Genomic DNA, 19,938 nt, shown 5'->3' with positions numbered 1-19,938 from the left:
ATTTTTCGTGTGCAATTTTAATCCCATAAATAGCGGAATACACGTTTTACTTTTGACATCATACGCTCATTGTCTTCATTATTTTTGCTTTGCTTACGCGTTGTTTGTTTTACAGGTTGCTGCTGTACCGGCATTGGTGCTGGTACAGGTTCAAAATGCTCTTCCTTTTCCTGAACATTTTTTCCGCGCAATTTCGCTTTTTGATAAGAATGTTTAATTAATCCGACTCCAATTGTATACTGTGGTTCACGAACGCCAATATAATCTGGAGTGGCTATACGAACATTTTCATGTAAAATATCATATGCAAGATCAAGAACACCCGGCATAGAAGCAATCCCACCAGTAAGTACATAACCAGACGCTACTTGTTTTACTCCTAGCTTCCGGACCTCTTCTTGAACAAACATCAAGATTTCCTCTACACGTGCCTCAATAATATCAGATAACTCTAGTTGTGAATATTGTTCTGTTTGATCGCTTCCCATAATAGGAACCGTAAACACTTCTTCTTCAGATGCAGTATCATAAAAAGCATGTCCATATTTCAGCTTAATTTGATCCGCACTTTCAGTTGAAGTTTTAAGTCCTATAGCGATATCCTTCGTTATATGATCTCCACCTAAAGGCAATACACTTGTTGCTTGTAACTCTCCATCTTGAAAAATCGATAAGGTTGTAGATCCTCCGCCAATATCAACAAGGGCTACACCTCTATTTTTCTCATCAGAAGATAAAGCAACCGTTGCAGCTGCTAAAGGTTGCAGACAAATATCAACAATTTCAAGGCCCGCTTTTTCCACACAACGTAGTAAATTATGTAATAACGTTCTTGAGCCTGTAATTAACGTGCCTTCCATTTCTAATCTTACACCAATCATCCCGCGTGGATCGTTAATCTCATCAAGACCGTCTACTATGAATTGTCGAGGCACCACATCAATAAATTCACGTTCAGGAGCAATTGATACAACTTGTGCTGCATCCAGAACGCGTAAGACATCTTCATTTCCAATTTCACGATCTTCATTTGAAACAGCGACAACTCCGTGACAAGGAAGAAGCTGCACCTGATTTGCATTCACACCTACAACAACTTGTTCAATGTGAATTCCTACCATACGCTCAGCTTGTTCAATTGCTTTTTTGATTGATCGAACAGTTTCGTCTATGTCAACTATGGAGCCCTTTTTCAAACCATTTGATTTTACGTTTCCAACACCAATAATGTTTAAACCATCATTAACCATTTCACCAATGATGACTTTAACATTGGATGTACCGATGTCAAGACTAACATATATTTCATTGCTGTTCATTCTTTGGCACCTCCTTCTTTATTTATACCATACAGGTCAATATATGGAACAACAATCGCAGCTTTACTATTTATAAGAAAAATATTCAACGTCTTTATGCGTTTCCCTTTTTTAACCCTATATTTTTCTTATTTTTATTTAACATTCACTTATTGCAATCACAGTAATCTGTGAATGACTGCTTTATCTTTGAAATAACTCGATTTCAAATGCAAAGATTATCGCCAAATATAAGTCTACACTAAGATGTACTCATAGAAAAGCTAAACTTGTACCAATCCTAGCATGAATCGAAGAAAATCTAGTTATTTTTCACCAAATTAATCATAATTGTAATGAAATTTACACATAGAAAAACACACTTGTCGTTATTGTATTTGAAAAGAAATAAAACTACTACTCTACTGCTTTTTTTCTTCATTATCTAAATATTTAAAATATGCGCCAACTTCTAAATCAATTAGGGCTTTTCTACCCGACTCTATATTTTTTATAATAAGTGGATATGCTTCCATACGCTTCGCAAAATCTTGTATAGTTGTACTCACTTCATAACCTTCATTCATATACAAAGTAAGATGGTCTTCATTTGAATTCGTTGGAGCATAATGAATTTCAGAAATAGATCTGAGAATAGTCGGAGTTAATTTTTCTAGCTCTTCAATTAACTCTTTCATTTTCTCTTCTTTAAATGGTTCAAAAATCGGAGCTGCGACAGGTAATTTCCCGTTCGGAAGCACGTCAAGTGTTTTACCATTTTCTAGAAGTGGTTGTAACTTTCCACCTTTGTTTATATAACCTATCGTTACATACTCTTCAATGTGAATGTCAATTTTATTTGGAAAACGTTTTTTGACATTTACTTTCTTAATTTCATTTCGTTTTGTTAAATTCTCTTCAGCCTTATGTGCTGTCACTCGAAAATAACTCGTGTCATATGTAACTCCAGATTCCTTCATGACTTGTTCATCTGTCATATAATGATTTCCTAGAACACTTATCTTTTTTATATTACTAAGTGGAGACCGAAAATAAATTAAAAAAAGTACTAATAAAAATAAAATCGATACATATAAAATTAATCTCTGATTGACAGGTTTTTTATTCTTCTTTTTTTGATTCTTTAGTTTTGGTACACGATCTTGTAGTTTAATCACCTTACTATTTTTCATGTACGATCCCCCTATGTAACATAAAGAACGGCATGTTACGCATGCCGTTCTTATCTTCTTATTATACCATAAATGATAATGAGCGGAACAAATAACAGCTACCTTCCAATAATTTCCACTTCTGTGTGCATATCTACACCAAATTTTTCTTTAATTGTTTTTTTGACAAATGCAATTAAATCCAGCACATCTTGTGCTGATGCAGATCCTGCATTGACAATAAAGTTTCCATGCATTTCGGAAATTTTCGCACCGCCAATTTGATGACCACGTAGACCTGCCTTTTCGACTAAATCTCCAGCGAAATTTGGTAGTGGATTTCTAAATATACTACCGGCACAAGGATGATTCCATGGCTGAGTTTCACGACGATAGTCTTTATTCTTTTGCATTACACCAACTATTTCTTCACGATTTCCTTCTTTCAACTGCAATTTTGCTTCTACTACAATGCCAGGACGCTTTGTTTGTAAAACAGAAGTACGATAAGAAAATCCCATCTCTTCTTTTGTTAACCACTTCATTGTACCATCTTCAAACATAATACGCGCGCTCATCAAAATTTCTGACATATCTGATTTATGTGCACCGGCATTCATATATACTGCTCCACCGACACTTCCTGGGATACCACTAGCAAACTCTAATCCAGCTAGACCTTGGCGACTAAGTAGTGTTGACAACTTAATAAGAGGATATCCTCCTCCAACTCGTACAGTAGTTCCTTCTACTTCTAAGTGATCTAATCCTTCTCCTAAACGAATTACAACACCTTCAATACCTTTATCAGATACTAGAAGATTAGAACCACGTCCAATTGCTGTCCACTTTGTGTTATATTTCTTTACTAAATCTAAAGTATTCTCCACACCAGCAACACTACTTGGCACGATTAGAATATCAGCTGGCCCACCTATTTTCATAGTTGTATAACGAGCTAACGCTTCATTTTCTAACACTTTACCAACTTCTGCTTCGATAAGTTCCTTTGCTAATTGTTTCATGATGATCTCCCCCATATTAAATCTCCGTATTACAGTAGTATGCAGGGCATTCACCTAACGTTATTTTGTACAAGTTTTTTCATCACTTCAAATAACTTATTTGCTGCATCCGGAATCCCTAACTGCGTAGCAGCTAGTTTCATGTTTTGTAATGTTTGTGTATTTAATAGAATTTCATCAATATCATGAAGAAGAGCTTCAGCAGTTAAATCTTTTTCAAGAAGCATTTTTGCTGCTCCCTTATCGACAACAGATCTCGCGTTTTTCTCTTGATGATTATTTGTCACATAAGGACTCGGAATTAAAATACTTGGTTTTCCTAACGCTGTTAACTCTGCTAATGTTGTAGCACCAGCACGTGAAACGACAAGATCCACACCAGTAAGTACCTCTGGCATATTATGAATAAACGGTTTAATGATTACATTATCCGGATTCCCTTTTTGTTTTATAGCCTCCATGACTTTATCATAATGCACTTCACCTGTGATATACAATACTTCATAATTTTTGTTACCAAATTGTTCAATTGCTGCCACAAACGCATCATTAATCGGTCTTGCCCCGCGACTTCCACCAAAAATAAGCACAGATTTTTTAGAAAGAGATAATCCAACAGAACGCTTCCCTTTCATGCCATTTTGGTTCATTACTTCTGATGCACGCGGATTTCCTGTCATGACAACTTTCGACTTTGGGAAATGTTCAGATGCCGCTTCAAAACAAACAGCTACCTTATCCACATAGCGACTTAAAAATTTATTGGTTACACCAGGTACACTATTTTGTTCATGTACAATTGTAGGAATCCCTAATTTCGCCGCCGCATAAACGACTGGACCACATACATAGCCTCCTGTACCAATTACAACATCTGGATTGAAGCGACGAATATATCGTTTACTATCTTGTACACCTTTTAGAAAACGCATCACTGTTTTTACATTATCAAGGGATATTTTCCGTTTAAATCCACTAATGACAATCGATTGAAATGGTATCCCTGCTTTTGGAACAATTGTACTTTCTAATCCATTTTCCGTACCAATGTATAGAAATCTTGCTTCAGGATGTAGTTTTTTTATTTCTCTAATTAACGCAAGAGCTGGATATATATGACCTCCCGTGCCACCACCACTAACTAATACTCGCACTACAAATTCCTCCGCTTCTCTGTTCTAAATTCAATTTTATATATTCATATATTTATAATATATTTTCCGTTTTCTACACACGAAAAACCCTGTCTTATAAACAGGGTTTAGTAGCGAGAATGACGACTTATATTCAATAATACGCCAACTGCCATTAGCATTAAGGTCAAACTCGACCCACCATAACTTAAAAATGGCAAAGTAATTCCTGTAACAGGCATTAGTCCTGTTACAACACCAACATTAATCATCACTTGAATCGCAATCATCGCCACAATACCTACTGCCAAAAACGTACCATATAAATCAGGCGCTCCTAATGCTATACGAATCCCACGCCATAATAACAGACTAAATAATAATAACACAAACGACCCACCAATAAAACCTAATTCTTCGGATAAAATCGCAAAAATAAAATCTGTTTGCGGCTCGGGTAAATAAAGAAATTTTTGTCTACTTTGTCCAAGTCCTAGCCCAAACAAACCACCGGGGCCAATCGCAAGTAACGATTGAATAATCTGAAATCCACTCCCAAGTGGGTCTGACCACGGATCCAAATAAGACGTAATACGTTTCATTCGATATGGTGCCGATGCAATTAATCCAACAAATCCCGCTACTCCTATTAGCCCTAGCATTGCAAAATGAAAAATGCGTGCTCCTGAAACAAAAATCATTATGATACATGTCCCAACCATTACTGTTCCTGTTCCAAGATCTGGTTGTAACATAATCATTCCAAATGCAACAAATACAAAACCAAGTGCTGGAAGTAGCCCCTTTTTAAAAGATGTAATCAATTTTTGTCTTTCCGCTAAAAATTTAGCTAAAAAAATAATCATCGCAAATTTCATAAATTCTGACGGTTGAATCGAAAATGCTCCAATCCCAATCCAGCTTCGCGCTCCCCCTCGAACAAGTCCAACTCCAGGGATTAAGACAAGAATGAGAAGGATAAAACAAATGAGCAAAATCACTTTCGAATAAGTACGCCATGTCCAGTAGTCAATTTTCATAATAAAAAACATGGCAGCTACACCAAGTACCGCAAATAATAGCTGTCGTTTTGCAAAAAAGAATGAATCCCCCATCTTATAGGAAGCCCAGACAGCACTTGCACTGTAGACCATAATCATTCCAATTGTTAACAACAAAAGTGTTACGATAATTAAAATAAAATCAGGCGTTTTCTTCATTGGCAATGAGCACCACCTTTTTTGAAGAAGCTTTTTTCTTCTATGTAACAAAACATCAGTAGGTGTTAACCTACTGATGTTTTGTTTACTTTATATAAGTTTATGCACAGCTTGTATAAAAATGTCTCCTCTTTCTTCAAATGTTTTAAATTGATCCCAGCTTGCACAAGCTGGCGAAAGAAGAATTACATCTCCATCTGTAGAATGAGAATACGCTCTTTCTACAGCCTCTTCTAAATTATCGACACTTTCAATAATATCTATCCCTGCTTTTTCAGCTGCCCTTACTAACTTAGGTGCTGTTTGTCCATATGTTAATATCGCTTTTACATGTTCAAAATATGGAATTAAATCATCGAATTCATTTCCTCGATCAAGCCCACCTGCTAACAAAATAACAGGCTGCGTAAATGCTAATAGCGCCTTTTCTGTTGCTAACATGTTTGTTGCTTTTGAATCATTATAAAACTTACGATTATTAATTGTTGTTACATATTCTAAACGATGTTTTACACCTGTAAAGCGTTTTAATACGGCAATAATTGCCTCATTTTCTACCCCTAGCAATTTAGCAATACTCATAGCAGCTAGAATATTTTCTAAATTATGTTTACCCGGTAAAACGATATCTTGAACTTCAACGATTTTCTCACCTTTAAAATAAAGAGCACCGTCTTTAATACATGCACCATCTTCAATTACCTTAGTAGTCGAAAATAATACTTTTTGTCCTTTACTATTTGCTGATAACGCCATTACATCTACATCATCAGCATTAATTACACTATAATCAGCTTCAGTTTGGCTTTTAAAAATATTCGCTTTTGCTAAACCATACTCTTTTTTTGTACCATGATAATCTAAGTGAGCCTCGAACAGATTTAAAAATGCTGCAATTTTAGGCTGGAATGTTTCCACTCCCATTAGCTGGAATGATGAAAGTTCTGTAACAACTACTTCATTTTCTTTCGCTGCTTGCGCGACTTCACATGCTACGGTACCTATGTTTCCAGCAATAACAGGATGTTTTTGTCCTTCTTTCAACATTTCAAACGTTAGTGTTGTCGTTGTTGTTTTTCCATTTGACCCCGTAATTCCAACAAACGGTGCTTCTGAAATACGATATGCAAGCTCCACTTCTGTCACAATTGGAATCTGTTTTTCTTTCGCTGCAACCAGTAGTGGATTGGAATATGGAATCCCTGGATTTTTTACAACAAGTGAAATATTTCTTTCTAACAACTCTAGTGGATGACCACCGCATACAACGTCCATTCCTTTTGCTTGCAATTCTGCAGCTAATACATTATTTGCTAACGGTTTTCCGTCATTTACAATAACATTTGCACCTAAGCTTTTTAATAAAGTTGCTGCTGCATAGCCACTTTTTGCAATACCTAATACAAGAATATTTTTATTTTGATAGTCAGTTACAGTTTTCAATTACATCCACACCCCGATATAAATTCCTAATACTGCCAATAAAAATCCTACAGACCAGAATGTTACAACAACACGCCATTCTGACCAGCCACATAATTCGTAATGATGATGCAGTGGACTCATTTTAAAAACACGTTTTCCTGTCGTTTTAAATGAAATAACTTGAATAATAACAGACAAAGTTTCCATTACAAATACGCCGCCAATTACAACAAGTAATAATTCTTGCTTTAATAAAATAGCTACGGCAGCTATTGCACCACCTAAAGCAAGGGAACCTGTATCTCCCATAAACACTTTAGCTGGATTTGCATTAAACACTAAGAATCCAAGTACCGCTCCTACAACTGCCATACAGAAAATAGCTACGGCATATTGATCTTGAGCAACTGCAATAATGCCAAATGCTCCAAATGCAATTGCGGCTGTTCCTGATAACAATCCATCTAAACCATCTGTTAAATTGACTGCATTTGATCCACCAATAAGCATAAATAGCACAAGGATAAAATATGCCCAGTGTAAATCAAATTTAATTTCGGTTCCTGGAATCATTAAATGTGTATCAAATCCCTGCCCTTTTGCAATTACAAAGAATGCAATTGCAATAACTAGCTGACCGATTAATTTTTGTTTTGATGTTAAACCAAGATTTCTTTTTTTAACAACTTTTATATAGTCATCTAAAAAACCAATCAATCCATAACCAAATGTAACTAATAATAATAATGATACTTCCGCATTTAAATGTTTAAATTTAATTGCCATGATAAGTGTTGTCACCATCATAGACACATAAATGACAATACCACCCATCGTTGGTGTTCCCGATTTCTTTTGATGTGATTTTGGCCCTTCATCACGAATACTTTGCCCAAACTTTAACCTACGTAAAATTGGAATAAACAATGGCGAAAGGGCAACAGAAATTAAGAAAGCTACCCCAGCCGTTACTAATAAACCTTGTTCAAGCACATGTAGTCCCCCTCTCATGTTGTTACTCTTTGTTGTTTAAACGCTCAGTGATTGCCTCTTTCGCAATTTCACGATCGTCAAAATGATGTACTTCTTTGCCAATAATTTGATACGTTTCATGCCCTTTTCCAGCAATGATAATAATATCTTCTGCCTTCGCTTCTGAAACCCCATGGAAAATCGCTTCTTTTCGATCAACAATGACTTCATAATTATTTCCTTTTGCACCTGCTAACATATCATCCAAAATCGCTTGTGGATCTTCACTTCTTGGGTTATCTGAAGTCAAGATTGCGTGTGTTGCATATTCTGTAGCGACACCAGCCATAATTGGCCTTTTCGTCCGATCACGATCACCGCCGCAACCAACAATACAATACACATTCCCTTTTGCAAATTGTTTCGCTGTTGTTAACACATTTTCTAAACTATCTGGAGTATGTGCATAATCGACAATAACCGTATAATCTTGCCCCCCGTCCACAACTTCAAAGCGGCCTGGAACTCCAGTTAAATTCGTCACAACATGAATAATCGTTTGCAAAGTTACACCAGACACAAGAGTAGCGGCTATTGCTGCTAAAACATTGTATACGTTAAACTTTCCAATTAACTTCATCGTAATATTTACACTTTCACTTGGCGTAACAAGGGTAAATGTTGTTCCACCACTCGTCATCACAATATCTTTTGCCATAATATCACTATGTGTATCAATTCCATACGTAATAACCGTAGCCGCAGTACTTCTCATATACTCTTCTGTTACTGGATCATCACTGTTTAACACAGCGTACTTTTCACGGTTATGATGATAGCTATTACCAAGCTGAGCAAAAAGCAAGCCTTTTGCATGCTTATATTCTTCCATCGTTTTATGATAATCTAAATGATCTTGTGTTAAATTTGTAAATACAGCTACATCATAATCACAACCGTGTACACGACCAAGACTTAATGCATGTGAAGAAACTTCCATTACTGCGCTATTTACATTTTGCTCAACCATACGGCGAAACGTTTGCTGAAGTGTCAGTGCATCTGGCGTTGTATTTTTCACCTCGAATGTTTCATCACCGATTTTCATATTAATTGTTCCAATTAGCCCTGTTTTATGACCGTGTGCCCGCATAATTTCATCCATAATATGCGATGTTGTTGTCTTTCCATTTGTACCTGTAATCCCAATCAAGTGTAATTTATGCGTTGGCTGTCCGTAAAAATAATCAGCTAAAACCGCTAAAGAACGATAGGTATTTTTCACAAGTACAACTGGAACGTCAACATCAATCGGTCTTTCCGCAACAATAGCAGCCGCACCTTGCGCGGCTGCTTGCTTAGCAAAATCATGGCTATCAACCGTATACCCTTTCATACATACAAATAAGCTTCCATTTGTCACTTTACGTGAATCTGCTTCAATGGATGTAATTTCTGGATTTTCTTTTGGAACAACTGGAAAATCATGCAAACATGATACAAGTGTGTGCAACTTCATTTCACTAAACCCTCTCTACATTGTTTATTTATCTCTTACTTAATAAGTAATTCTTCCTATCCTTCATTCGCTAAAAATTGAAGAAGGAAGCATTTGCTGAGAGCCCGAAAAATCAGACTCGTTTATCAGTGCATCATATAATACCTCAGCTGATAAACTCTTTATTTTTTATGTTCAAGAGCAATATAATCTGTTTTCATAGAAAATAAATTTCTATGAAAACAGAGATTATATATTAACTCAACTTCCACCAATTGTATCACAAAACACAATCTCTGACTTTTAATTACCAAAGTAAATCCTAATTTTTGATCCTTCCTTTACTTTGGCACCAGCTTCTGGTGATTGTTTAATTACTTTGTCTCCCTCACCACTTACATCGAGCTGCAAATCTACAAGCTGCGTTTGCAAATCTTTTTTCTTCATCCCGATTAAATCCGGAACTTCTATTGTAGGTGTATCGCCCCATTTATATTCCCTTTCAACCTGCTCCTTGCGTGGCTCTACTCCCATCACAGGAAGCACATCACGAAGAATATTTCCTACAATTGGCGCAGCAACAACACCACCAAATTGAGTAACTCCTTTTGGATTATCAACCGCAACATACACAACGATTTGTGGGTCATCTGCTGGAGCAAACCCAATAAAAGATACAATATAGTTATTATCTAAATATTTTCCGTCTTTTACTTTTTGGGCAGTTCCTGTTTTTCCACCAACACGATAACCATCAATATATGCACCTTTACCAGAACCTTTCGCTACAACATTTTCTAACGCATAACGAACTTTTTCCGATGTTTCCTTGGAAATAACTTTTCTTTTCTCGACCGGTGTTTTCTTTCTTACAACTTGATTATTCGATGGATCAACAAATTCTTTCGCAATATACGGCTGGTATAATGTCCCACCATTTACAGCTGCCGCTACCGCAGCAACTTGTTGGATCGGTGTAACAGAAACCCCTTGCCCAAAAGAAGTCGTCGCCTGTTCAACCGGACCAACCTTATCTAGGTTGAATAAAATCCCTTTTCCTTCTCCTTGCAAGTCAATCCCTGTCTTCTGTCCAAAACCAAAATCACGAATGTATTGGAATAACTTTTCTTTTCCAAGGCGGTCCCCAAGCTCAATAAAACCTGGGTTACAAGAATTTTGAACAACTTCTAAAAACGTTTGACTACCGTGGCCACCAGCTTTCCAACAACGTAGCCTAGCGCCTCCAACTTCAGCTGCTCCATCATCATAAAACGTATCTTTCTCCAAGTCTACTAATTTTTCATTTAAAGCAGCCGCAAGTGTAATGATTTTAAAAGTCGATCCCGGCTCATATGTACTCCATACAGGCAAGTTTCGATTAAACACTTCTGGTGAAACACTCTGAAAATCCGCGGGATCGAAACTTGGGCGACTTGACATTCCTAAAATTTCACCATTTTTCGGGTTCATCGCGATTGCGATCATACCATCTGGATTATACGTAGAATCTGCGATATTCATTTCTCTCTCTATAATCGTATTGATTCGAGAATCGATTGTTAATTTTAAATCTAAGCCTGCCTCTGGTTTTTTGAAATCATCTCCAACATTCGGCATCCTTTGCCCTTTCGCATCTGCAAAAAAGCGCACATGCCCTTTATCACCATTTAGCTCTTTATCATAATACGACTCAAGTCCCATAAGCCCCTGATTGTCACTACCAGCAAACCCTAGTACATGCGATAAATATTTTCCGAACGGATAATACCGAATGGAATCTTCAGCAATATAAACACCTTTTAAACTTAAAGCACGTACTTCCTTTGCTTTATCATGAGAAATTTTCCTTCCGCCCTTATCCAATCTTACAATGGACTCTTTTTTTGTAACCCGTTTATAAATTTCCTCTTTTTCCACACCTAAAACTGCAGCTAACTTCTCTGCAGTCTCTGCTGGTTTTTCAATTTGCCTTGGTACAACAAAGACAGTTGGTGCACTTTTATTCGTTGCAAGCTCCACACCATTTCGATCTAAAATTTTTCCTCGTTCAGGTTCGAAAGTAATATTACGACTCCATGAATCCTTTGCACGATCTGTTAACATATTCCCAAGAAAAAACTGTACGTATCCAAGACGAATATCAATAATTGTAAAAATGAGTATACCTGATATAAGTATAAAAATAAGTCGCTTTCTAACTGTTACATTCGATACACGCATATTGGAACAAGCCTCCTTTACGCCTAGCTTGTTCCAATATATGCTTGTACCTATTCGAATAGAACCTCTTGGACTTCTTACATTATGCACCTAGAACATTCTATGGCTTTTCTGCCTCTTGCTGTGGCTCAAGCGGTGGTACAAGTGTTACAGCTAATTCCGTACCTGCTTGTAACGGCGTTCCTTCCGCCACACTTTGTTCTGTCACATATCCTGTACCAGATGGCTTCAAATTAAGATTTAACGTTTTCGCTAAATTCATTACATCCCGAAGTGCCCATCCTTGTATATTTGGCATCAACGGTTTATCTCCTACTAAGAAGACTCGATCGCCCTTCAATGTTTTTTCAGTCGCTTTTGGTACCTGTTGTTTTACTTTTCCTTCACCTACTATAATCGGACGGAATTGGGCTTTTTCTAATGTTGCTTTTGCCTCTTCCATTGTTTTTCCGGTTACCTCTGGAACAACCGCCTGTTGCTCTTTCACATATTTCTTCGAATCTTTCACTTGATTCGGTTTAATTTTCAAATACTCTAAACTATTTTTCGTTACAGATTTAAACATTTCCGCGAGAGGTTGTGCCCCGTATTCATTATCTTTTAATTTCGGCTGCTTAATTGCAAAGTAAACAATTAATTGCGGATCGTCCATTGGTGCCATACCAAGGAATGAGAAAATATAGTTTTCTTTTCCAGTCATATATCCACCTTGTCCATCCGGAATTTGTGCTGTTCCTGTTTTACCACCAACAGAGTATCCATCGATTTTATACGCATTCCCTGTTCCTTTTGGTGAGGTAACAACGCGTTCTAATAATTGTCTTACTTGTTCTGCTGTTTCTTTTGTAACTGGTTGCCCCACTTCTTCTGGTTTATGCTCTAATTCCACTTTGTTCGTTAGTGGATCTACAATTCTATCGATGGCATAAGGTTTCATCATTTTCCCACCATTTGCGATTGCGGTTGCAGCTTGTACAAGTTGCATCGGTGTTACAGTAGAGCCTTGTCCGAATGCTGTTGTTACCTGTTGAATCTGCTGGTCAAATACAATTGTATTTTTTCCTTCCCCAGGTAAATCAATGCCAGTCTTTTCATCCAATCCAAATTTATGAATATATTGTCGGAAACGATCTGGACCAAGTTTTTGATCTCCTAAAATTGCAAATGCAACGTTAGAAGAACGCTCAACCCCTTCATCAAATGTAATAGATCCCCAGCCTGCACCACCGTTATGATCTTTTATTTTACGATTTCCAACTGGATACGTACCTGACTGGTAATATTCTTGACCATTATATACACCTTCATTAATCGCCGCAGCTAATGTGAAAATTTTCATCGTAGACCCCGGCTCATACGCATTTGCGATTGGATCATTATGATAGTATTGAATATCACCCTTATTTGGGTCATAGCTAGGTCGACTAGACATTCCTAGTATTTTTCCTGTTTTCGGATCTGCAACCAATCCAATTAGCATAGAAGGTTCATAGTGCTGATCAGCTGCTTTCATCGCATCTTCTAAAAAACCTTGAATACGTTGATCAATTGTTAAATATACATTTTCTCCATTTTTCGGTGGCTTTACATTTTGCTTTCCACCATCGAGAGAAACACCATTACGATCTCCTGTATATGCTACACTTCCATTAGATGCACGTAAATACTTATCTAAACTCTCTTCTAATCCAAATTTCCCCTTCGCAACTCCTTTATCATCAGGTTTTGCATAACCTAACACGTAAGATGCGAAATCCCCATTTGGATACACTCTAGCTTTTTCTGTAACAAATGAAATACCTGGTATTTTAAGACTTGCTAGTTGCTCTTTCTTTTCTTTCGTCAAGTTCTTTCCCAGCGCTCCGAACTCTACCTGACTCTTATCTTTGTTTAAAGTGGCTAAAATTTCATCTTCACCTGTCCCAAGTACACCTGCAATTTTCTTTGCAGCATCCTCTTTATCTTTTACAGGTTTTTCACCTTTTAGTTTCGCAACAATCCTGTATGAGTTCGCATCTTGCGCTAACACATGTCCATTTTGATCATAAATCGTTCCACGATTCGCTTCAAGTACGCCATTTTTATTATGCTTGTCTTGTGCAAGTTTCTTTAAGTCTTGACCATGTACTGTTCCTGTTGCTTGAATATAAAAGAATCGGGCTAACAACAGCAAAAAGAGCAGGAGGAAAAATATCATAAAGTAACCTGCTCCTTTATTGGTATGAATTTTGTTCATATTCGTCTTCATATTTTCTTCACACCTACTATATTAATGTAAACCTTTCACATTATTCGCATTAATTTCTAGCCCGTGTTTTTTTGCGATTTCTGCGATACGCTCATAGCGACTTAACTTTTCCACTTCAGCTTGTAATTCTTGGTTTGTTTTTTGTTTTTCCACAATTTCATTCTCTATTTTTGCTGCTTCCGCATCAACTTGGTACAGGCCTGCTTTATTTCCAATAAAAGCCACACAAGCATATAATAAAAAGCCAATAAAAGTCACATACAACAATTTTTCAATTCTTGTAATTTTTGTTTTCGCTTTTGATTGTACATTTTGCTGCGGAGCTTGAGATTGTACTTGCACTTGTTCTTGCACTTGTTGTTGTTTATACTTTACAGCTAAATTTGTCATACCTCTCTCTCCTTTTTATCGTTTTTCAGCGATTCGTAACTTCGCAGAACGCGCTCGATTATTTTCTTCTAATTCTTCATCAGAAGGTAAAATCGGTTTTCTTGTAATGAGCTTTAGTTTCGGCTTAAACTCATCAGGGATAATTGGTAATCCTGGAGGAAGCTGTGGTGTTGTACTATTTCGTTTAAATGTTGTTTTACAAATACGATCTTCTAATGAATGGAACGTAATAACACTGATTCTTCCACCTGGCTTAACCATTTCAATCGCAGATTCCAGTGCCTCCTCGAATACTTTCAACTCATCATTTACAGCAATTCGAATCGCTTGGAACACTCGTTTTGCAGGATGTCCACCCGTTCTACGAGCTGGAGCAGGAATTCCTTCTTTAATTAGCTCTACTAACTCTCCTGTCGTTTCAATCGCCTTATTCTCGCGGTACGCTTCGATTTTCCTTGCAATTTGCTTTGAAAACTTCTCTTCACCATATTGGAAAAAGATTCTTACGAGTTGTTCATATGACCAGTTGTTTACAACATCATATGCCGTTAATGGGGCATCTTGATCCATCCGCATATCTAAGGGCGCATCATGATGATAACTAAAACCACGTTCTGGTGTATCTAATTGTGGGGATGAAACACCTAAATCAAATAAAATTCCGTCTACTTCTGTTATTCCTAATTCATGTAGCTTTTCTGACAAATAGCGAAAATTACTCTTCACTGTTATAAATTGATCACCATAAGAAGAAAATCTTTCTTTTGCATTTTGAATCGCAATTTCATCTTGATCAAATGCAATTAATTTTCCCCCTTCCGTTAGCTGGGATAATAAATAGGAACTATGTCCTCCACCACCTAGCGTACAATCTACATATGTACCACCTGGTTTTATATCCAAACCATCTACTGTTTCTTTTAAAAGAACTGTTACGTGTTTAAACATTGTTGCACCTACTTTTTGCAAAATAATTACGTTGAATGTCTCTTTTTCTTCCTAATAAACCACCCAATATGTCGGGAAATTAATGCTACGAAAATATGTCACATCCAACTTGGCGTCAGTGGAAATCTAATATCCACAAATCGCAGTTTCACTTTATTATATACTAAATTTTATCATTTTTTGCGGGAAATTAAATAAAAACATGTCGAAAAACACAATAATACGTTTGCATTTTGTTCTATTTTGTCATATACATGTGCTTTATTATAAATATCATACTCCTGAACATTTAGTTAGATAATTCAGAAAAAATCACTTTACAGTTAATTCCACATACAAAAAATAAAATCCTGCTCCTAAGAGCAAGATTTTATAGTTTTATAATATGATGGTTCCCGTTCCAAGAGTACGATCGCTTCATTACTCGTTCAACAAAATCTAATCCAAACCGATTTAAATAATAACATATATTCCATACCCGTTCTTGCGGCGCACCTAGCGGACGGAGCGCGTATTGTAAACGGCGAAATTTATTCAGCTCTACTTCATGTTTTTTCTCAACATTTCGCTTTAACATTCTTTCTAGCAACTCAATTTGCTCTTTAATTTTCCACTCATTTTTCTCAGCGAATTGCTGCAATCCCGGGTCTATTTTTTTTACAAACTGTTGTAAAGAAGTATGAACATCCATCATTTTCTCTGTCGCTTCTATAAACTGATTGTCAATTGGTTCTTCTATTTGATTAGAAAGCCACTCATCACGTAGCATATCTATGTCATTTACAAATGGATCACTCTCTTGTAATTGTAAATCATGTAAATCTGTTATAATATCGCGTTCCATATAACTAATTGTGAGTCTCGGAACAACCGGAGGCATCTGAAAACCAAACACATGAAATACTTGCTGCAATTCACTCCAGTAAGCAATTTCACCAGGCCCTCCAATAAACGCTAATGTCGGAAATATATATTCTTGCATAAGTGGTCTTGTTACAACATTATTACTAAATCGTTCCGGACTTTTTTCCATTTCCGCTATCAACTCTTCATACGAAAATGAATAAATACCATCTTTTCCAACAAATTTCCCATTCTCTTCTTCTAACAACACACGCTCTTCATCAATTTGCATAAATATGTGCACTGCATTTGATTTTGTTTCAATAATCGGTTTATATCCTTGTTCCTTTACTAATTGCTGTTGTTCTTGAAGACTCATTTGCACTTCTTTATATCGACTTAGTATTTGTTTAAAAAAAGAAACTTCTAACTTTCTTAACGCTGGATGATGGGAATCAACGAGAATCAATCCTGAATCTACAAATAATTTCATAATAAGATGCGCAAAGAAATCTACATATGTACGAGAATTCTGCAAAGCATCTTCAACAAACTGTAATACATCCTTTGTAAAATTCGTTTCCGGATATGTTTTGAAAATTTCTTCAATCCACTTTCTACAGTCTGCTATTGAAAGATCAGATTCAGATGCACTTGCCTTTTTTGGATGACGATCATGGAAAATCGTCTTTTTTATTTTTTTATTTTTCGTTACAAACACATGATTAATTTCATCGATATCGTGATCTTCACCAGCAATCCAAAAAACAGGAACTACACGAACTCCTAAACTTGCTTCTTTTTCTTTTGCAAGCTGCAAAATCGAAATAATTTTATGCACAGTATAAAGAGGTCCTGTTAATAGTCCTGCTTGTTGTCCTCCAACAACAACATATGTATTTTCATCCGCTAGCGCCTCTATATTCCGAAGAGTATGGTCTCCAGCATGTAAATTAGTATTATATTCCAATAAATGTGCCACTAAGTCTTGACGGAAAAACTTCTTATCACGCAAATCATACAGACGCCGCCCGAATCCATCTTCTGTCAACGGATAATCGAAGAATGCCTGCACTTCTTTTCTACCCTTCATATAGTCCGCCACAACACCTTGTAGTGGAACAGAGATTTCTTTTATCTCCATATAATTCTTCCTTTCCTATCCTGTTCTCTCACCAATCCAAATTGTAGTCAATGTTTGATGTAAAAGCAAAGAATATCTCTTATACTTCTAATCCCTTTATTGAATTGTATAAAAATTGCAGTGTGGGAACTTGCTTTCGCTGTTTCCTCGCTTCTTCTATCGCATAGCCAATAATAGCATCAATTTCCGTTTCCCGATTCTCTTTCACGTCTGCTAACATAGAGGATGTATTACTGGATGTTGTTTCACATACATGACAAACCAATTGCCACATCTCTTCTTTTTTTTCCTCCCCTACAAGGAACATGACCTCCTGAAATATTTGCTCCATCACTTTATAAAAAAAAGGATTCGATAGCAATTCTCCGTTTTGTATACCAAATAAAGCTGTTAGTGGATTAATGCAGGCATTTATTACAAGTTTATAACTCATTGTTTGTTTCCAATCTTCTTCTACTTGCACCGAAAAATACTTTGAGGAAAAACAATCCAATACTGCCTCAAATTGAGACCAATCACCATTTACTACTCCAAATTTCGTAACCCCTACTCCTGTATGGCGCACTGTATATTCATTTTCTTTTTTTGCCCCATGCTCCACAATCCCCACCGCTACATTTTCACACTTTATTTCGTGTAATATATCCAGATGAGACATTCCATTTTGCAAAAAGATAATCTGCCTTTGTCCTTTTATGAAAGGAAGTATATTCGCTAAATGATATTGTTTTACAGCAATAAACGTATAGTCCATTTGTTCACCTACAATACTCTCTAATGGCGTAACATTCGGAAATACCGTTTCCTTTCTTCCCTTACGAATACAGCTTATCCCCTCCTGCATTAACTTTTCAGTTTGTTCTACCGTTCTTGTAAATAATGTAACATCCTGTTTGTTCTTTTTTAAATAAAATGCAAAAAGAAGACCAATAGCTCCCGGACCAACAATCCCAATCTTCATCTCTATTCCCTCAGAATCTCCTAACGAATACAAAGAAGAAAGATATCCTGTAATCAATTAGAAGCCTCCTGATTACCTCCCCTCTATAACTCATCATAACATTGAGTATATCTTATTTATATTTCAACAACTAAAAGTACATTTCATAAATATATATAAATTCCCTTCATACGACTAGTGTAGCAAATCCTCCAAAAAAATACTGAAAGAAATATTCTATTTCCTTCATAAAAATGAAAAAATGAGTTATAATATTATTGAAAATATTTATACTTTTCTTTATTTTACAAAACGAGAAAAGGATGTGTTGTAATGACATTCCCAAAAGTTGAGCGCTTGCTCATCAATTATAAAACGTTAGACGAATTTAAAAAATTTAAGGGCTGTGGCGCTCAAGAACTCTCCATGTTCGAAGAATTGCAAGCAAATATTATTGAAAATGATAGCGAGTCCCCATTTTACGGCATTTATTACGGCGGATCCCTTATCGCACGTATGAGCTTGTACATGAGGAGACATGGTGAATTAAATCTTGAGATTACTGGATCTTACGTAGAACTCTCTAAACTTGAAGTGTTACCAAACTTCCAAAAACAGGGTTTTGGTCAAATGCTTGTTAATTATGCAAAACAACTACAATTTCCAATCAAAACAACAGCTCGTATTCAATCCGCTGCATTTTGGGAGAAACTAAACTTCGGGCAAATATCAACCACTGATGGCGAATTTTACATTTGGCATCCAGAAGCTAATTTGAATGCGGTTACAAATGAAGAATCCGCATAAAATAAAAACAGCTGTTATTCAGCTGTTTTTATTTTTTCACCTTTTCTAATGTTTCATGCTCATGAATGGTATCTCTTTCTTTTGTTTCTAGTACCATCACACTTCTTTTTCGATCAATATAATCAAGCAAAGTACGATACTCTTCTTCATATACAGATACACGCTGTAGAAGCCATTCCTTTTCCTTTTGTAACAATTCAATTTTTTGGTGTAATTCTTTTAATTCTTTTTCATCTTTATATTTTTGTAAGAAGTTAATAACATCGTCTAATGTAATTGATGTAGGAGAAAACTCCACCACTTTTGGTTGCCTTACTACATAATTCTCTACCTTACGAATTTGTTTTGCCTCTTCAATACGTTCTTTATACTGCTTTCTAACGTAAGAATTCCACCTAAATCCGCATGCTGCAGGTGTACGAGATAAATGTCTACCTACCTCTTTAAATGCGGAAAGCTGGGTTCCTCCTTCACGAATATGCCGGAGTACCACTTCTGCCAGAAGTAAATCTTCATCATCAGTCCATGCATCTTGTCTTGTTGTCGCCATTCCTCTAGTCCTCCTTATGCATTTTTTATTAAACATATGCAGTTACTAGAAAAGATAGAATACCAACATATAAAGAATAATACAAAAAAAAATAAACGCAGAAGA

16 protein-coding genes are annotated in these 19,938 nt (G+C 36.3%); 1 reads left to right on the top strand and 15 read right to left on the bottom strand.

What is annotated here, in order from left to right; all coding sequences use genetic code 11:
• Positions 1-17: 17 nt before the first annotated feature.
• The 14 genes from ftsA to panE all read right to left on the bottom strand — a co-directional run bounded on the left by ftsA (position 18) and on the right by panE (position 18,503).
• Positions 18-1,319: a cell division protein FtsA gene (gene ftsA, locus C568_RS0104710; protein WP_003199785.1), complete on the bottom strand. Its 1,302-nt coding sequence runs from the start codon at positions 1,317-1,319 to the stop codon at positions 18-20.
• A 401-nt stretch (positions 1,320-1,720) separates the two neighbouring features.
• The gene (locus C568_RS0104700) at positions 1,721-2,491 is read right to left on the bottom strand and encodes a cell division protein FtsQ/DivIB (RefSeq protein ID WP_003199783.1); all 771 of its coding nucleotides are present in this window, start codon (positions 2,489-2,491) and stop codon (positions 1,721-1,723) included.
• A 98-nt stretch (positions 2,492-2,589) separates the two neighbouring features.
• Positions 2,590-3,495: a UDP-N-acetylmuramate dehydrogenase gene (gene murB / locus C568_RS0104695; RefSeq protein WP_018780901.1), complete on the bottom strand. Its 906-nt coding sequence runs from the start codon at positions 3,493-3,495 to the stop codon at positions 2,590-2,592.
• A gap of 50 nt (positions 3,496-3,545) precedes the next feature.
• Positions 3,546-4,649, bottom strand: coding sequence for an undecaprenyldiphospho-muramoylpentapeptide beta-N-acetylglucosaminyltransferase (gene murG, locus C568_RS0104690; protein ID WP_003199778.1), 1,104 nt, complete (start codon positions 4,647-4,649; stop codon positions 3,546-3,548).
• A 107-nt stretch (positions 4,650-4,756) separates the two neighbouring features.
• The gene (gene spoVE, locus C568_RS0104685) at positions 4,757-5,854 is read right to left on the bottom strand and encodes a stage V sporulation protein E (protein WP_018764756.1); all 1,098 of its coding nucleotides are present in this window, start codon (positions 5,852-5,854) and stop codon (positions 4,757-4,759) included.
• 84 nt (positions 5,855-5,938) lie between these two features.
• The gene (murD, locus tag C568_RS0104680; RefSeq protein ID WP_018780900.1) at positions 5,939-7,291 is read right to left on the bottom strand and encodes a UDP-N-acetylmuramoyl-L-alanine--D-glutamate ligase; all 1,353 of its coding nucleotides are present in this window, start codon (positions 7,289-7,291) and stop codon (positions 5,939-5,941) included.
• Positions 7,292-8,266 carry a phospho-N-acetylmuramoyl-pentapeptide-transferase gene (mraY, locus tag C568_RS0104675; protein WP_018764757.1) on the bottom strand — a complete coding sequence of 325 codons (975 nt, stop codon included), beginning with the start codon at positions 8,264-8,266 and terminating at the stop codon, positions 7,292-7,294.
• 22 nt (positions 8,267-8,288) lie between these two features.
• Positions 8,289-9,764, bottom strand: coding sequence for a UDP-N-acetylmuramoyl-L-alanyl-D-glutamate--2,6-diaminopimelate ligase (locus tag C568_RS0104670; RefSeq protein WP_003199768.1), 1,476 nt, complete (start codon positions 9,762-9,764; stop codon positions 8,289-8,291).
• Between the two features lie 282 nt (positions 9,765-10,046).
• Entirely contained in the window at positions 10,047-11,963 is a 1,917-nt protein-coding gene (locus C568_RS0104665) for a stage V sporulation protein D (RefSeq protein ID WP_003208238.1), read from the bottom strand.
• Positions 11,964-12,063: 100 nt separating this feature from the next.
• The gene (locus C568_RS0104660) at positions 12,064-14,211 is read right to left on the bottom strand and encodes a PASTA domain-containing penicillin-binding protein (RefSeq protein WP_018780899.1); all 2,148 of its coding nucleotides are present in this window, start codon (positions 14,209-14,211) and stop codon (positions 12,064-12,066) included.
• Positions 14,212-14,232: 21 nt separating this feature from the next.
• Positions 14,233-14,601: a cell division protein FtsL gene (gene ftsL, locus C568_RS0104655; RefSeq protein ID WP_018780898.1), complete on the bottom strand. Its 369-nt coding sequence runs from the start codon at positions 14,599-14,601 to the stop codon at positions 14,233-14,235.
• Positions 14,602-14,616: 15 nt separating this feature from the next.
• The gene (gene rsmH / locus C568_RS0104650; protein WP_016116040.1) at positions 14,617-15,549 is read right to left on the bottom strand and encodes a 16S rRNA (cytosine(1402)-N(4))-methyltransferase RsmH; all 933 of its coding nucleotides are present in this window, start codon (positions 15,547-15,549) and stop codon (positions 14,617-14,619) included.
• 370 nt (positions 15,550-15,919) lie between these two features.
• Positions 15,920-17,536 (bottom strand): bacillithiol biosynthesis cysteine-adding enzyme BshC, encoded by a 1,617-nt coding sequence (gene bshC, locus C568_RS0104645; protein WP_018780897.1) that lies wholly within the window; start codon positions 17,534-17,536, stop codon positions 15,920-15,922.
• A 79-nt stretch (positions 17,537-17,615) separates the two neighbouring features.
• The gene (panE, locus tag C568_RS0104640) at positions 17,616-18,503 is read right to left on the bottom strand and encodes a 2-dehydropantoate 2-reductase (protein WP_029426905.1); all 888 of its coding nucleotides are present in this window, start codon (positions 18,501-18,503) and stop codon (positions 17,616-17,618) included.
• 306 nt (positions 18,504-18,809) lie between these two features.
• Here panE and C568_RS0104635 point away from each other — a divergent pair, with 306 nt between their 5' ends.
• Positions 18,810-19,283: an N-acetyltransferase gene (locus C568_RS0104635; protein ID WP_006095783.1), complete on the top strand. Its 474-nt coding sequence runs from the start codon at positions 18,810-18,812 to the stop codon at positions 19,281-19,283.
• A 28-nt stretch (positions 19,284-19,311) separates the two neighbouring features.
• Here C568_RS0104635 and C568_RS0104630 read toward each other — a convergent pair whose 3' ends face one another.
• Positions 19,312-19,833, bottom strand: coding sequence for an RsfA family transcriptional regulator (locus C568_RS0104630; protein WP_006095784.1), 522 nt, complete (start codon positions 19,831-19,833; stop codon positions 19,312-19,314).
• Positions 19,834-19,938 lie beyond the last annotated feature (105 nt).

This window comes from Bacillus sp. 95MFCvi2.1, assembly GCF_000374965.1.
Lineage (GTDB): Bacteria > Bacillota > Bacilli > Bacillales > Bacillaceae_G > Bacillus_A > Bacillus_A pseudomycoides.
The sequence above is the reverse complement of the archived record's forward strand: the minus strand, read 5'-3'. Positions and strand labels throughout refer to the sequence as shown.